This is a genomic window from Limnobaculum eriocheiris (assembly GCF_021010575.1).
In the GTDB taxonomy this organism is placed as follows: Bacteria; Pseudomonadota; Gammaproteobacteria; order Enterobacterales; family Enterobacteriaceae; genus Limnobaculum; species Limnobaculum eriocheiris.
Window position 1 is genome coordinate 1 of record NZ_JAJNAG010000030.1, and the last position, 16,088, is coordinate 16,088.

Sequence of the window (16,088 nt, forward strand, 5' to 3'; positions counted from 1 at the left end):
AGGTGGAATGACCGTTTCGGATCACATCACTCGTTTCAGAACAGCGGGGACAAACTACATCAATCTTTGCCATCAATCATCCAAAGGGCGAAGAATACCACAACACTAAATATGCGTCACGACCAAAAATACCAGTATTACATGTTCTTTATTGTGTATATGTATTCTGATAGGTAAATCAGCATTCTCTTGATAAATTCTCCGGTAATAGATTGGTAACCAGAGAATATATCAATAATTTACTAGGTTCTGTCAGCTACAAACGGGTTTGTCATTCGTTCTTCACCAAAAGTGGACATCGGTCCATGACCCGGAATAAATTGAACATCATTCCCCAATGGCCAAAGCTTATTGCGAATTGATGAAATTAATGCCTGATAATCTCCCCGGGGAAAATCAGTTCTGCCAATGCCTCCGGCAAATAAAACATCCCCAACTGAAGCCAGACGGGTAGATTCAGAAAAAAAGATAACATGCCCTGGCGTGTGCCCCGGAGTGTGACGAACCTGTAGCTCAACATTGCCAAACTTAACAGTATCCCCCTCGTCCAGCCAACGATCTGGCACAAACGCGGTACAGTGCTCCAAACCAAAACGCGCACTTTGTTCTGCTAATGTTTCCAGCAAAAAAGCATCGTCTTTATGGGGGCCAACAATGGGTACCGTATAACGCCGTGCCATTTTGCTGGCCGCACCTACGTGATCCAGATGCCCATGAGTCAGTAATACCTTCACCAGTGTTAAGCCCAGATCGTCAATCGTCTTGCTTAAGATCGCCGGTTCACCGCCGGGATCAACAATCACAGCCTGTTTAGTTTCTTCACACCACAATAATGTACAATTTTGCTGAAATGGCGTAACCGGAATAATTTTGTATTTCAAAGAAGCTCTCCCTCATAGCCGGTATGATTATTATTTTAAGCAATAAACCATATTACCATTTCTTTCTGATTTGTTTAGCTCCATACAAAAATAAGGCATCTGATTAGATGCCCTATTTTTTATACGAAACAATCTTAATTACCAGTTTCTGACTGGCCCGGTATCAACATGTACAAAATCACTGGATGGATAATAACCGACTCCACCAGAGTTCATCTGTAATGCTGCATCCCTCAAACTTCTCAAAGAGACACCATCAATTCGAATATCTGCGGCCTGACCTAGAGTATGATAACTATGTTTTGCGACACCTCGTTTCTGACTGCGCATATCATTATTAGAGTCCAGACTACGATAGCCGCAAATAAGTTCAATTTGCTTATTACCAAACTGCTTTTGTAGATAATACAGCTTGTCATAAAGCTGTGGATCAATAGTCGTAATTTGATCGTTACGTCTATCGCGGAAAATATGATTTAAGCGGGAGAGTTCTGTTTTGTCATAACTCTTACCGTTAAAGTAAGTCGAGTTAATTGTTTCATTTGTATTGATATTCTTAACCAACAAAGTACGGGTACGAAGCGCACTCTTACTCTTCTTAGCCGTTGATGCGCTGGAAGCAGCAAACGCCGCATCAGGAATAAGTACTAACCCTAATGCTGCGCCGCTAATAGTCAGCCATTTACGACGATGATGATCAATTTTATCCATAATTCTATTTATACTCAGTAAAGCTGGTTACAAAACCATTTCGTTACACAATAGCCACTGACATAAATTAATCTATGTCATCTTGCTTCACTATTAAAGTAGCAAGCAAAAGAGTGATGAAAAACAAGCGAATACTACATATTAAGTCTGTATGTAGCATAACTTTTAATGCTCTGGAGTCCAGACTTTGACTGTTTCTACGGGTGCTTAAATGTAAGCACCCGTAAACACATATTATTATGACAACAAAAATGAAAGGATTACTGCATTAGCGCAATAATTTTTCTACCTGAGGTAATTCTTTAATTCCTTCTTGTACAGCACTGTCATATCCGTAAATATCTGTTCGGAATTCAGGCGTACCGCTATTAGATACCCAAGAGGTCATATAATAGAGTTGCACAGGAATCTCTTCACGAATATTGGCATAGGCTGTATTACCGCGTTTCAGGGTATTTTGAATCCGGTTATCATCCCAACCCACTTCATTTAACAGAATATTAGCCAGCTCAGACGCCTTATTAACCCGGATACAACCTGAACTTAACGCTCTCATATTCTTATCAAACAGCCTGTGGTTAGGCGTATCATGCAAATATATCGCATCATCATTCGGCATATTAAACTTAAAGCGCCCCAATGCATTACTACTACCAGGTGCCTGCTGTAGACGGTAGTTTCCACCTGCTGACCAGTCTATGCTACTTGGATCAACAACGGTTGCGCCTTTTCCCCAACCGGAATAGACCGTGTAACCACCACGCTTCAGATATTCAGCATCCCGTTTAGCTTTAGGTGCTAAATCTTCACGAATCAGTTTAACCGGAACGTTCCAAGGTGGGTTAACTACGACATTATTTAGCGCGCTGCTCATTAATGGTGTTTTACGTTTTACAGAACCAACAATAACCCGCGACTTCAGAACCAATTCGCTATTCACATAATAAGCCAGCGAGTAATCTGGAATGTTAACGAAAATACCGTGATCCATTGAATTTGGTAATAAACGTAAACGCTGAATGTTCAGCGCCAAAATAGCAGCCCGTGTTTGCGGAGCCATATTTAACGCTTCACGAGTGGTATTACCAATGACACCGTCAGTTTCCATACCATACATTTGTTGAAAACGTTTCACGCCATCAACCAGTTCGCCGCTATATACCAATGATACTTTTTTCTTCGGTGCTGATGCTTCACTTTCAGATTTAATCAGACCGCTACGAGCCAGAATATCTCTTAATACTGGAACATCTTTATTGCTGTTACCCGGACGCAGACTCTGTTTAGCAAGCTCCATTTGCGGCCATGGTTGAACATCTTCAACTAACGACTTTAATGATTCATGCATCTTGCTATAAAAGGCATTTTGTGGCGCCAGACTTTGAATAAATTTGGCTGAATTACCATCTTTAACGGCCTGTTGCCATTGAGCCGTCATTTCAACTGAAGGGGCTGCAATTTTGTAAGAACCGTTGTTATATAACCAACGATTACCATTGGCTTTAGCACCCTCAACAAAATGCATATAGCCCAGTAAAGCATCAGACAGCACCGCATCTCTGGCCATGCCAGTAATTTCTGGCTGGGTTAATAATTTTGCCCATTGTCCAAACTGAGAATTTATGCCAGCTAACGCCATTTCAGCCAATTGCTGCTCAAACTGTTTCTGAACTTTTTCGTCTTCCCACAGGGGTTTCATTTCTACCGTGGTATAGACTGAGCTCAATTCTGGCATGAACTTTAATGTCACACCCGCAGGTAATGCAGCAATTAATGCATCACGGGTTCGAGCAACCAGAACCGGATCTTGTACAGGTACTTCAACAGCCGTAGTTTCTGCTGTCGCTACTTGCCCGCCTTCCGTTGTAGCGGGTGCTTCGGCAGAAATAGTCGCTGGAGCCTGATTATTCAGGTCTTCATCAGCCGCACATCCGCCCAATGGAAATGCCATCAACGCCGTTAATGTACATTTTACTGCTAAATTTTTAATAATTTTTCGTTTTACCAACAACATCCTCTGTCCCCTGCTTTTACCAACATATTATTGACCATCGCCACTATGCCCCATTTGAACGTTAAAATGGCTTGATAAACATGCGTTCTAATTTAAAACATTTCTACCAAAACATCCTGTATAAATTGGCATTCGAAAAATTGGTCGCCTTTCGGCGACTCTGAATACAGAGTATCTTAATGAGACGATAATAAACAATAAACTAACCTTATTTTATTGTAACAACTCTTCAGAAACATCTGGTTCATCACTTTTTGTCGTCTCATTTTCAACTTTAGCAGGCTCTTTATCGGCTGCAAACCCTTTAAGGCCAACCACATGAACATGTTCATGATTTTGGAATACCTTACGAACCAACTTATAAGTTGTTCCCTTTTCCGGACTAATATTTTCCGGAGCCGCGATCACCAGTTGCATCTCTAAGCGATCGCAAAGTTCAAACAGTGTCGCAATAGAGTTGGCATCAAGACGCGCGGCCTCATCCAGGAACAGCAGGCGACATGGCGAAATATCTTTACCACGTAGCCGTCTGGATTCCTCTTCCCAACTCTGAACCACCATCACCAGAATTGACATACCGGTACCGATGGCTTCACCGGTTGATAAAGCGCCACTTTCTGCACGCAGCCACCCGTCGGAGCCGCGATATACTTCAACCTCCAGTTCCAGATAGTTACGGTAGTCCAGTAACTCTTCACCGATGGTCTGTGCTGTGCGTTGCCCCATATCAATATGTGGATTCAGGCGCTGATAGAGTTTGGCTAAAGCTTCTGAGAAGGTCAGGCGATTGCTGCTAAATAAGTCCTGATGCTGTTCCTGTTGTTCAGACAACACTTCCAGCAATGTCGCATGGGCTTCACGCACATTAACATTCAGGCGCACGCTCTTAACCTGACCAAAGGCCACGGCCTGCAAGCCCTGGTTCAGCATACGAATACGGTTTTGTTCGCGTTGAATCGTTTTACGAATGATGTTAGCCACACTCTTGGAACTGATGGCCAGCTTCTGTTCGCGGGCGGTCAGCTCTTCCGTCAGGCGGGCTAATTCAATTTCCATCTGTTCAATGGCTTCTACCGGATCGTCAGTACGAATAATATCCTGACGGATACGCTCCCGCAGATGCTGATAAACTGCAATATAGAACTGAATTTTCCGCTCAGGCCGTTTAGGATCCTCCGACGCTCTGAGTACATCACGTAAATGTTCGTTATCAGCAACCGCCAGACGCAATGCCCCTAATGCTTTATCCGACATTGAACGCAGATCTTCTGCATCCATATAGGCTAATTCACGACGATGCAAACGGCGCTCAACGTCATTATCTTTAACCAGACGCATGACCAGACACCAACCCGCTTTCGCAGTCACTACCTGCTCGCGAATCTGATGATATTCACGTTCTGCTTTGCGCAGACGCTTCTGTAAATTATCCATCTCGGCTTCACAGAAGGTGATCTGTTTTTCCAACTGGTTACAGCGCTGACGATTCTGGTGTAGTCCGGCATACAGTTCATCACGACGCTGTTTGGCTCTGGCTTCAGCATTGGGATCGGCCTGAACGCCGATATCCTGTAGCTCCTGCCCTAACTCTTTCAGCATATCTCGCTTGGCATCATAAGAGCTCTTAAGTGAGGCCAATACCTGATTAAACTGTGCCGCCTGAGCCTGATAAGATTTTAACTGCTCTCTGGCGCGGCTACGTTCAGCTTCTGCCTGCTCCAGACGTTGGCGCAGTTTATCGTTCAGGTCGGAGTTTTCCGTCAGCATGCCAGCCGAATCGCTGTAACTAAAATGAACCCGACGCTGTACCACTTCCGTTAACGCAAAAGCCTGCTGCTTAATCTGGCGTTGTACCGATTGCGCCTGAGCATAGCTGGCCTGTAAATTCTCATGCTGTGTTGGGTCGCTTTGTAATACCGCCACCAGCGGTTCAAGTTTAGTTAACGTATTACCATGCTGTTGAACATAACGCGCCGCGTCCTGTGCCTCTTCCAGATCTTCCCGGATAACCTCAACCCGTTCAATCAGAGAATCATCCCCCATCAGATGCAACAGAGGCATGATACGGTTTAACTGACTGATACTCTCTTTGGCTTGATCGTACTGTTGCTTGTGCTGGCGCTCCTGACCTTCATGGCCATTTAACTCACGTTCGATTTCATTACGACGAGAAGTTAGCTGACGAATCTCCGCTTCCGGATCGCTTTCAAATACCACGGAAAGATGAGTACCAACAAAACGACTAAAGCTTTGATGCAAACGCTGCGTTTTTTGTACATCAAAAGAGATTGTGGCATAACGTTCCGCCAGCTCTTCACGCTCTGCACTCAATACTTCCAGACGGTTTTCACGCGCTGCACGACCAAATAATGGCACTTCAGGGAAGCGCGAATAGCGCCACTGGCGGTCAGAAACTTTGACGACGATTGCACCAGTCAGCTCTTCTGCCTCGAAAACGCTATCATCAAATGACTGAGGGTCCCCTTCAATCAGATACAGATCTTCCGGGCAATCTTCCAGAGAATCCAGATGCTCACGTAACAGTGAAAGGTCCGGTACGACAATACCGTGACGAGCCGGCCCATATAATGCGGAGAAATAAGGTGCATCATCCAGCACGACATCATCATAAATTTCAGATAACAGCACACCGCCAAAACGGTCGGCCAGTGCCAGCAGGCGACTGTCTTCCGCTCCGCTTGGTTGGCTCAGACGTTCAATTTGCTGTTCAATCAAACTCTTTTGTTGTGATATCTGGTCGCGTTCAACGGTAGTTTCACGCTCACGTTCCAGCAGATACTGCATCTGTTCGGTAATCTGAGCGCTGTTTTCCAGGCTTTCACCGCACTGTTCACTCAGCTGAGTGAGAGCATCCTGAGCAGCAATCCAGACCGGGGCCCTATCCGATAGCTGCTTAATGCGGCTATTAGCCTGTTCCAGTTCCTGACGCAGAGACATTCTCTGTTCGCCAAAGCTGGTGGCACCCTGAGATAGCTCTTCCAGACGCATTTCCAGTTCACTACGTACTTCTTCCAACTCTTCCAGTTGATAGTCGTGCCCGTTTTTTTTGCAAAACTCTTGTAACAGACGTTCTGCATCTTGCTGTTCGCGCAGACGCTGTTCCAGCTCGGAAAGCTGAATGCGTAATGCGTTAACGCGTTCCGCCTGATGCTGTTGTGATGACCAGTCACGTAATAGTTCTTTTGCTGTCTTCCAGGCATCTGCCCGGCTGACTTCACCAGCCATTTTGCAAACCAGTTGATAGGCTTCTTCAAACTGGCTGTGTGCCGCATCGGCTACACTAAGCTTTTGTTCCAGTGCTAATAGCGCTTCCGTCGCTTCCTGCTCTCGGGCAGTAAAGGTTTCTAACCATTCATCAGCATTGTCCGCGGTCAGCTCAGGCAGCTGACAGACTTCCCGGGCACGTTCCAACGCGGTTAATGCCTGCTGATACTGAATCGCACGGGTTTGCTGTACGTCTAACGCCTGTTGATAGTCAGCCAGCTGACTTTTTAATTCATCAACTTCGAGTTCAGAGCCTTCAGTACGAGCCTGATAGTCCGCCAGTTGTTCATTAGATTCAGCAACAACTTCATTTTGTTCTTCCAAACGGTAGGTCAACTCATCCAGATCGCTCTGATAGCGCTCGATCTTTTCCTGTTGGCGCATTGCCGTTTGCACTAAATTCAGATGGTCGCTGGCTGCCTGATAATCCATTTCCAGATCGGATTGCGCTCCGGATTGCTCGGCCAGTTCGCGTGCCATTTCAACATGACGATACTGCTCAGTCACCAATTGAGCGCGACTGGTAAGCAGTTCACGACGCAACACCAGCGCCCCATCAAGGTGCACCCGACGCTCATTGGCATGACGCATATAATCCGCTGCCACATACGAGGTTGCTTCTGAAATCAGGTGTTTAAACAGATCGCGGTCAGATTGCGTAACCCGAATGGCTTCAAGAGTCATGCGGTTTTCCCGCAGTGCGGATTCCATATCCTGGAAGGCTTTACGCACCCCGCTGTTTTCCGGCAACAGGTAATCCCGTAATGAACGGGTAATAGCGCTGGAAATACCACCGTACAGTGATGCTTCGATCAGTCGATAGAATTTACTGCGATCGGAAGAAGAGCGTAGACGCTTAGGAATAACCCCCAGATCAAACATCAGGGCATGATAATCAGCAATGGAGTTAAATTGTTTAAATTGAACGCCTTCAATGGCTTCAACCCGCTCTTTTAGCTCCGGCAGTGGTAAAACGCGAGCCTGACGCTCACCCACGGTTTCCGTCAGAATTTGAGTGGGTTGTATCGCTGCCGGTAAACCAGAAATGGTGAATGGCTTGATATCCACTTTCTTATCACGACCGGCAACCTGCTGTAGGCGAACACCACAGATAACCCGCTGATGGCGGGAGTTAACCACGTCCAGCGTAGCATAACAAACACCGGCCTTTAACTTACCGTACAGCCCTTTATCTCTGGAGCCACTGGTAGCACCCGCTTCCGTAGTATTACGGAAGTGAAGCAGGGTCAGATCGGGGATCAAAGCAGTAACGAAAGCCGCCATAGTGGTGGATTTTCCTGCCCCGTTACCGCCAGACAATGTGGTGACTAACTCATCCAGATCAAAGGTACGGGCAAAAAAGCCATTCCAGTTGACCAGCGTTAGCGAGCGAAATTTACCGCGTTCAATCATTCCTGTTCATCCTCCGCGCTATCCGCCACGTTTTCATTATTCTGGTCGTCATCAGACAGTGACAAACTGCTCTCCAACGGCATCGCTTCACCATCGCGAATCATACGTAATTGCGCTTCTCTTGGATCATCACTGCTGCGAACATCAGCTCCAAAGCGGAAAACCGCTTCAGTAATTCGAAACTTAGTACTGTCAGTTCCCATAAACGTCACCATGCCTAAACGGCGCAGTCGGTTAAGGGAAGTTCTGACTTTTTCCTGTAGTTTCTGACGGTCAAGGTCAGAACCGGTGGAGCGCTGGTTGACGTATTTTAATAGTTTGCTTTCATCCGCCAGTGAAATCAGTTCTTCATACAGTTCCTGACCGCTAAAAATTCCTTCCTGCGCTAATCGCTCCGGACTGAGATAGAGATAACAAAGGATCTTACCTACCATCATATCCAGCTCGGACAACACTGAACGAGATATCAACGTAGTAGAGCGCGGACGTAAATAGAAGAACCCTTCCGGTGCCCGAATTAGCTCAACGTTATAACGTTGGTAAAACATTTCCAGTTCATCCTGATAGTCCATCAGGAAAGCATGATTATCCAGCTCATCAATGCCAATATGACGACCTGAGCGCAATTGGCTATCAAGCGCCGGGAAAAGTGAGTTAGCAATCGCCTGAGCTAGTTTAGCTGGCATGATTTGTTCAATATTTGTCGATGACATGGGCCTGCACCTTGGCTCCGTAATCGTTAATCGACTGCCATTCGGCAGGCAACCCGGAGAAATCAGCATCTGCCACACCAAGTCTGACGGCCTGATCGACTAACAGTCGGGCTACGTCAAAGTGGCGGGAGCGTGGGAATTGAGTCAAATAGCTACGCATCACTGCACCCAGATCCAACGGCCGGGCATCCCGTCGATAGACCTCAAGAGCAACTTCAATATGCGCGGCGATTTGCTCTCGCATTTCGGTAAATTCTTCAAATTCTAAATCTGGTGGAAGCTCACCGGTAACCTCTTCACTACGCAAAGCCAACTCTTCGTCACGCATATCAAACAGACGTTCAGCATTGGCATAAGTCAGCGCCCACGGCTGGTCAAAATAAGTTTGTAATGATTGACGCAAACGTTGGGAGAAGATTCGGTTTTTATCCATATCTATCGCGGTACGGATAAATTTATGAATATGGCGATCGTAGCCAATCCACAGGTCAATGGCTTGCTGACCCCAACTAATAATACGGTCCAGTTTGGACTGTAAGTCTAATACCAATTTATCAACAAACAGCAGTTCCGCATTGTTCATTGTGGCATCCTGAATGCGCAATAAATTAGCCTGAAGCTTATCACCGGCGGCCTCCAGAGTATCCTGTAGTTCCCGCAGCGTACCGGAGGTCTCCATCAGTAAGGCTTCACAGCTTGAAATAGCGGCACGCCAGTCTTTACCTAACAGGGCAGCGATATCATTTTTTACGTTTTGTTGCTGCTCATCCATTATGCGTTGGGTAAGATCGATACTGTCAAAAATCTCGGCCACCGAGTATTTCAGTGGAGCGAAGACGTTTCTGTGCCAATGAAAATCATCCCCCCCTTCTTCAGCGGCTTCCGCTGCCAGATTCAGTTCCTGAGCAACAATCGATAGCTGCATAGAAAGGCGCAGTGAAGAGAATTCCCGTTGGCGAATATAATAATCGGTAATACCAATGCCTAACGGCGTTAAACGATAAATAGCATTACCGTCCGCTAGTTCACTGGTAAAACGGTTCAAAAGTCGCTGCTTCACCATGTCATTGATAGCATTGTTGGCACGCACAGCAATGGTTTCGTGAGTCTGCTCGAACCCTTTACTGACGTGTCTGAATGCATCAACCAGCTCACCTTCACTCATTTCACCATCTAACCGATCGCTATTTAGCGTGGCAATAGATAATAAAAATGCCAGACGTTCTGTTGGTAACGACAATGAAAAATCGTTTTTACGGGCCCAGGCGACCAGTTCCGGTACAGTCTGGGAAAAATCACTCATAGTTCATCCTTTACGTTCGACTCGTTTGGCTTTTGTGCTATCACATGAATATAACGTCCCAAACTGACAAACGGCTCTTGTCGGCAATAGCGCAATTCCAGTGCCAGCAAGGCGGCAAAATCCTGCTGCTGCTGTTGTTTATTCTGTGCGTAATCATGAAAAACCCGGACTCCGCTCTTGCCGATGGTAACCATCCGCATTTCATCTAACCAATTATAAACCTGTTGAGGCTCCAATGGTCGGTCAGGTGACAGCGTTCGCTTTTTCTTTTTTTGCATCCCGGCTTCAATATAGCCAAAATTACCTAACGTAATATTACGAAATAACAGTGCGTTATAATTGTAAAACATCAATGATAACATGCCTGCTGGTTGCAGACATTGGATCAGCGCCTCCAGCGTACCACGCTGGTCCTGAACCCATTCTAAAACTGCGTGAAACAATACCAGATCTACCGGCTGTTCTAAATGATCTGATACATCCTTTGCGGCGCAGTGAATAAATTGTATCTGTTGGCTCACACCTTTTTCTACTGCCGCCAGTTCCGCGCGTTTCAACATTTCTGCTGAGATGTCACAAAAAATCACCTGATGCCCGCGTGCCGCCATCTCACAGGCCATAACACCTTCACCACCACCAGCATCAAGAATACGCAATGGGCGTTGAGGCATAAGTGACAGCAAATGTTCGAGATCTTGCCATAACACTGCCTGACGAATTTCGCCTTTTGTTGTGCCATAAATATTGCGGGAAAATTTTTCTGCAATATCATCAAAATTACGATCTTTGGTGACTCTCAAATTGACTCCGCCAGACTTTATTCCCATAACTCATAAATGAGTCACCCATTATATCAGCCTGCTATTTTGACACAGGCTGATATAGAATAAATCTTATTCATTCTGTTCGAATATTCGGATGGTGTTTTTTTATACAAACAACACCTATTTTCAGGAAAAACATGCTATTTATTTTAAAAAAAATTATCGGCAACTTGCTGTTTCCTTTGCCCTTTCTGCTGCTATTAATGGCCATTGCCCTGCTATTACTTTGGTTTAGTCGCTGGCAGAAAAGTGCTAAAACACTGATTACCATGAGTTGGCTTGGTCTGTTTTTACTCAGCCTCCAACCGATAGCTGACAGGTTGCTCATGCCGCTGGAAAATCAGTATGCCACCTATCAAAAAAATGAACCTATCGACTATATCGTGGTTCTGGGTGGTGGCTACACTTACAACCCGGATTGGGCACCAAGCTCTAACCTTTTTCCTAACAGTTTACCGAGAGTGACTGAAGGTGTTCGTCTTTATCGCCAGCATCCAGGCGCTAAAATGATTTTTAGTGGGGCCGCAGCTATTTCTAACCCTTTGCCTAACGCCAAAGTCGCGGCAATGGTAGCTGAAAGCCTGGGTGTTCCTGAACAGGACATCATTATGTTGCCGCAGGCTCAGGATACGATAGAGGAAGCACAGGCTGTAGCTCAAATCGCACAACAAAAAACGCTGTTACTGGTGACCTCTGCCAATCATCTTCCCAGAGCAATGCGCATTTTCCAGAAAGAAGGATTAAACCCTATTCCTGCACCCGCCAATCAACTTGCAACATTAGGGCCACTTAATCCCTGGGAAAAGGCCTTCCCTTCTGCCTTCTACCTGTCACACAGCGAACGTGCCTGGTACGAAACGCTGGGTAATCTCTGGTTAACCATCAAAGAGTAGCTTTTATTGTTCAAATTTAATAAGCCGTTCGAAATCATTCTGAGCGGCTTACTTTTATCAATATCAGTCTTATTTATGACCCAACGCTTCTCTAACACGGGCCAGATCTTCCGGGGTATCAACACCAACAGAAGGAACTTCAATCGCGGCTTCGACGTGGATTTTTTCGCCGTACCATAACACTCTCAGCTGTTCCAGCATCTCGATTTGCTCAAGCGGGCTTGGTTCCCAACTGATATAACGACGAATAAATCCAGCCCGATAGGCATAAATGCCTATATGACGAAGGTAGAAATCACCGATTTCTCGTTGAGAAACAGAGAAGCGCTCACGATCCCAGGGGATGGTTGCCCTTGAAAAATAGAGGGCATAGCCTTTACTGTTAATCACTACTTTAACTGCATTAGGATTAAATGCCTCTTCAACAGAAATAATGGGCACCGCCAGCGTTGCCATTCCGGCATCTGCGCCGATCAAATTATGTGCAACCTGGCGGATAATAACGGGAGGCACCAGTGGCTCATCACCCTGAACGTTAACAATAATTTCATCATCGCTGAACTGATAACGTTCGATAACTTCAGCTAAACGCTCAGTTCCTGAATTATGGTGCGGGCTGGTCAGGCAAACTTCACCACCAGCTTCTTCTACGGCCTTTTGTACATCAAGATTATCGGTTGCCACGATCACTCTGGAAGCGCCTGACTCCTGCGCTCTTTCCATAACGTGAACCACCATTGGTTTACCGGCGATATCCGCCAGGGGTTTACCCGGTAAACGCGTTGAGGCATAACGAGCGGGGATAATTGCAGTAAAACTCATGCTGTTTTCTCATCTAACGTCAGCTTACGTGCTTCAGCTTCAAGCAATACGGGAATTCCGTCACGGACAGCGAAAGCTAAACCATCAATGTTACAAACCAGTTCCTGATGTTCTTTATTAAATGCGAGTTTCCCATTACAAACCGGGCAAGCGATGATTTCCAGCAAACGATGATCCATGCACGACCTCTATTATCGAACGAGTAACTTAACTTTGTGATGGGCAAGAATACCATATTTCACCCGAAGGTTTAATGAATGATAAACACCTTGCGGATACTTGATTAAGCGGGGTAGATTTTAGTCATTCACAAAATCAGGGGGACTATTTTTTCTCAATTTTACTCATGACTAATGCTAATAGCGCCTCTGCACTTTCAGCAGGGAGACGGGCATCAACGGGTAAATACCACCAGTTTTCCTGAGCAAAAGCCCGGCATTTTACCGCGTCTTTTTCTGTCATCAGCAGACTTTGTTGTGCATTAACCAGATTGGCCAATAAGTCTTCAGTGTAAGGCTGGTGATCGGCAAAAGCATGAGTTTGCTCTGGCTGAACATTAATCGTATTTAACGTTTGAAAGAAACGTGGCGGGTGACCAATTCCAGCCATTGCCACCACTCGGGAAAGCGTCTGAGCCTGACAACGCTCACCAGTCAGCAGGTTAATGGCTTCACCAGACTTAAGTTCCATTGGTATTTCGTTTCCCTGCGCATCTCCCCCGTTGGTGATCACTGCATCAACAGATCGTAAGCGCCCTGTACGTTCACGCATTGGGCCTGCCGGTAACCACCAACCATTGCCAAAACGCCGAGCACCATCAACCACGACCAGTTCAATATCCCGCTGTAATGCGTAGTGCTGCAATCCGTCATCCGTAATAATAACATCCAGCTCAAATTGATTGAGCAGGGCTTTAACCGCATCTGAACGTACAGGGGCTACCGCTACAGGTACACCCGTGCGCTGAAAGATAAGCACCGGCTCATCTCCCGCAACTTCTGTAGTGGTACTTTGGTTCAACACCAAAGGATAGTGGGCTGACTTGCCACCATACCCCCGGGATACCACACCGGCACGAACACCCTGACGCTGTAAATTCTCCACCAGCCAAATTGCTACGGGCGTTTTACCATTACCACCCGCCGTCAGATTACCCACCACCACGACCGGTACCGGTGCTCGCCATGACTTTAACCAGCCATGACGATATCCAAACTGCCTCAGGCCGCTAATCAGGCCATATAGCCAGGAAAACGGCAGCAGCAGTAAATACAATTTGGACTCACCGGACCAAATACGCTCAATCATTGGCTAAATTGCATCCGATGCAGTTGGGCATAAACGCCACTGTTCTTAATCAGCGTTTCATGGTTGCCGCGTTCAACAATACGACCATCTTCAATAACCAAAATTTCATCGGCCTTTTCAATGGTAGACAGACGGTGGGCTATCACCAGAGATGTCCTGTTTTTCTGTAATTCATCCAACGCAGCCTGAATGGCGCGTTCAGACTCGGTATCCAGCGCTGACGTTGCCTCATCAAGGATCAAAATTGGGCTATCTCTTAACAACGCCCGGGCAATAGCAATGCGCTGGCGTTGACCGCCAGATAACAGCACTCCGTTTTCACCAATCACTGTATCAAGACCGTTGTCCATCTTCTTGATAAAGTCCATGGCATAGGCCATGGTTGCCGCCTTCTCTATGTCTTCACGAGAATATTCAGTAGTACGGGCATAGGCGATATTATTAGCAATAGTGTCATTAAACAGATGGACACTTTGAGAAACCACAGCCACCTGAGCGCGTAATGATGCCAGGGTATACTCACGAATTTCATGACCATCAATCAGAATTTCACCTTCCTGAATGTCATAAAAACGCGTCAATAAATTAGCTATCGTTGATTTACCAGAGCCGGAACGACCAACCAATGCCACCGTTTTGCCTGCCGGAATCGTCAGGCTGATATTTCTTAAGGCGGGTTCATCTTTCGTTGGATAGGTAAATGTCACATTACGAAGTTCAACATTCCCCTGTACCCGCTCAACGTTCAGGGTACCGGTATCCTGTTCGGTTTCCATATCCAGAATGGCAAACAGCGTCTGGCAGGCAGCCATACCGCGCTGGAACTGGGCATTAACGTTAGTTAATGATTTAAGTGGCTTCATTAACGCCACCATAGAAGAGAACACCACGGTGATGGTACCGGCAGTCAGGGTATCCATAATGCTTGGAAAGCTGGCGGCAAACAGCACCATCGCCAACGCTGTTGAGGCGATCAACTGAACGATGGGGTCAGAGATAGCAGATGCAGCAACCATCTTCATACCTTGCTGGCGCATTCTGTTACTGACTTTATTAAAACGATCCGTTTCTACATCCTGGCCGCCAAACAGTAATACTTCTTTATGCCCTTTCAGCATCTGTTCTGCGCTGGCGGTAACTTGCCCCATGGTGTTCTGCATATTTTTACTGATGCTGCGAAAACGCTTGGAAACAAAACGGATAACAAAAGAGACAACCGGTGCCAGAATCACCAAAATGAGAGATAGCTGCCAGCTGTTATAGAACATGATGCCAAACAGGGCCAGAATATATGCCCCTTCCCGAACAACGGTGATTAATGCTCCTGATGAAGAGGAAGCCACCTGCTCTGAATCGTAAGTAATACGGGACAACAGCGTTCCCGTTGACTGCTGATCAAAGAAAGAAACGGGCATATTCATCATATGGCCAAACAGCCGACGACGAACCGTCATTACCACCTTGCCAGAAACCCAGGATAAGCAATAGGTTGATACATAGCTGGTAATGCCACGCATGACCATCAGCCCAAGCACCACTAATGGCATCCAGACTAATACACTGCTTCCGGTCTTACCAAAACCATCATCCAGCAATGGCTTTAATAGTGAAAGCATCATGGCATCAGTACCGGCATTCAAAATCAGTGCCACGGCAGAGACAATCAGTCCGAGCTTAAATGGTTTAATCAATGGCCACAAACGGCCAAATGTTTGCCACGTAGTTAGGTCTTTATCATTCAACATTAGTTACCAACATTATGCGAAATAGCGCGTTATTCTACTCATTATGAAGCAAAGAACCAAACCACTGGTGATACCAACGGGGCGTAAAATGCTCTCCGAGGGTCAATATTTTATATTTATCTTTATAAAACAATACACTAGCCTGACCAGATTTTGCCGTGGAAATCCATTTTATT

At 46.0% G+C, this 16,088-nt stretch carries 13 protein-coding genes; 1 reads left to right on the forward strand and 12 read right to left on the reverse strand.

Translation table 11 applies throughout. The features are described from left to right. From LPW36_RS12345 to cmoM, 8 genes are all read right to left on the reverse strand, one after another. On the reverse strand, window positions 1-73 hold a 73-nt coding region (locus LPW36_RS12345), incomplete at its 3' end, for an IS1 family transposase (RefSeq protein WP_338085959.1). A gap of 169 nt (window positions 74-242) precedes the next feature. Next, the gene (locus LPW36_RS12350; RefSeq protein WP_230610021.1) at window positions 243-881 is read right to left on the reverse strand and encodes an MBL fold metallo-hydrolase; all 639 of its coding nucleotides are present in this window, start codon (window positions 879-881) and stop codon (window positions 243-245) included. Between the two features lie 138 nt (window positions 882-1,019). After that, window positions 1,020-1,592, reverse strand: a complete 573-nt coding sequence (gene mepK / locus LPW36_RS12355) for a peptidoglycan L,D-endopeptidase MepK (protein WP_230610023.1) — start codon at window positions 1,590-1,592, stop codon at window positions 1,020-1,022. 268 nt (window positions 1,593-1,860) lie between these two features. Next, window positions 1,861-3,606, reverse strand: coding sequence for a L,D-transpeptidase (ldtD, locus tag LPW36_RS12360; RefSeq protein WP_230610025.1), 1,746 nt, complete (start codon window positions 3,604-3,606; stop codon window positions 1,861-1,863). A 213-nt stretch (window positions 3,607-3,819) separates the two neighbouring features. Beyond that, window positions 3,820-8,304: a chromosome partition protein MukB gene (gene mukB / locus LPW36_RS12365; RefSeq protein ID WP_230610028.1), complete on the reverse strand. Its 4,485-nt coding sequence runs from the start codon at window positions 8,302-8,304 to the stop codon at window positions 3,820-3,822. Beyond that, window positions 8,301-9,017, reverse strand: coding sequence for a chromosome partition protein MukE (mukE, locus tag LPW36_RS12370; protein ID WP_230610030.1), 717 nt, complete (start codon window positions 9,015-9,017; stop codon window positions 8,301-8,303). The genes mukB and mukE overlap by 4 nt, the downstream gene beginning before the upstream one ends. Then, window positions 8,998-10,320, reverse strand: coding sequence for a chromosome partition protein MukF (gene mukF / locus LPW36_RS12375; protein ID WP_230610033.1), 1,323 nt, complete (start codon window positions 10,318-10,320; stop codon window positions 8,998-9,000). Before mukF ends, mukE begins: the two co-directional genes overlap by 20 nt. Next, complete coding sequence (gene cmoM / locus LPW36_RS12380; RefSeq protein WP_230610035.1) at window positions 10,317-11,120, reverse strand: tRNA uridine 5-oxyacetic acid(34) methyltransferase CmoM; 804 nt, start codon at window positions 11,118-11,120, stop codon at window positions 10,317-10,319. The genes mukF and cmoM overlap by 4 nt, the downstream gene beginning before the upstream one ends. A 161-nt stretch (window positions 11,121-11,281) precedes the next feature. Here cmoM and elyC point away from each other — a divergent pair, with 161 nt between their 5' ends. Beyond that, window positions 11,282-12,037, forward strand: a complete 756-nt coding sequence (gene elyC, locus LPW36_RS12385; RefSeq protein ID WP_230610037.1) for an envelope biogenesis factor ElyC — start codon at window positions 11,282-11,284, stop codon at window positions 12,035-12,037. Window positions 12,038-12,106: 69 nt separating this feature from the next. On the opposite strand, the gene kdsB is transcribed toward elyC, so the two are convergent. The 4 genes from kdsB to msbA all read right to left on the reverse strand — a co-directional run bounded on the left by kdsB (window position 12,107) and on the right by msbA (window position 15,912). Continuing rightward, complete coding sequence (kdsB, locus tag LPW36_RS12390) at window positions 12,107-12,859, reverse strand: 3-deoxy-manno-octulosonate cytidylyltransferase (protein ID WP_230610039.1); 753 nt, start codon at window positions 12,857-12,859, stop codon at window positions 12,107-12,109. Further along, window positions 12,856-13,038, reverse strand: coding sequence for a Trm112 family protein (locus LPW36_RS12395; RefSeq protein WP_230610041.1), 183 nt, complete (start codon window positions 13,036-13,038; stop codon window positions 12,856-12,858). The genes kdsB and LPW36_RS12395 overlap by 4 nt, the downstream gene beginning before the upstream one ends. Before the next feature lie 145 nt (window positions 13,039-13,183). Further along, a complete protein-coding gene (lpxK, locus tag LPW36_RS12400; protein WP_230610043.1) occupies window positions 13,184-14,167 on the reverse strand; it encodes a tetraacyldisaccharide 4'-kinase in 984 nt (327 codons plus the stop codon). Further along, complete coding sequence (gene msbA / locus LPW36_RS12405) at window positions 14,164-15,912, reverse strand: lipid A ABC transporter ATP-binding protein/permease MsbA (RefSeq protein WP_230610045.1); 1,749 nt, start codon at window positions 15,910-15,912, stop codon at window positions 14,164-14,166. Before msbA ends, lpxK begins: the two co-directional genes overlap by 4 nt. Window positions 15,913-16,088: the final 176 nt, after the last annotated feature.

Coding starts and splice junctions, on each gene's coding strand:
- mepK (WP_230610023.1), bottom strand. CDS start 1,592: ATGGATAAAATTGATCATCATCGTCGTAAATGGCTGACTATTAGCGGC.
- ldtD (WP_230610025.1), bottom strand. CDS start 3,606: ATGTTGTTGGTAAAACGAAAAATTATTAAAAATTTAGCAGTAAAATGT.
- mukB (WP_230610028.1), bottom strand. CDS start 8,304: ATGATTGAACGCGGTAAATTTCGCTCGCTAACGCTGGTCAACTGGAAT.
- mukE (WP_230610030.1), bottom strand. CDS start 9,017: ATGTCATCGACAAATATTGAACAAATCATGCCAGCTAAACTAGCTCAG.
- mukF (WP_230610033.1), bottom strand. CDS start 10,320: ATGAGTGATTTTTCCCAGACTGTACCGGAACTGGTCGCCTGGGCCCGT.
- elyC (WP_230610037.1), top strand. CDS start 11,282: ATGCTATTTATTTTAAAAAAAATTATCGGCAACTTGCTGTTTCCTTTG.
- kdsB (WP_230610039.1), bottom strand. CDS start 12,859: ATGAGTTTTACTGCAATTATCCCCGCTCGTTATGCCTCAACGCGTTTA.
- LPW36_RS12395 (WP_230610041.1), bottom strand. CDS start 13,038: ATGGATCATCGTTTGCTGGAAATCATCGCTTGCCCGGTTTGTAATGGG.
- lpxK (WP_230610043.1), bottom strand. CDS start 14,167: ATGATTGAGCGTATTTGGTCCGGTGAGTCCAAATTGTATTTACTGCTG.
- msbA (WP_230610045.1), bottom strand. CDS start 15,912: ATGTTGAATGATAAAGACCTAACTACGTGGCAAACATTTGGCCGTTTG.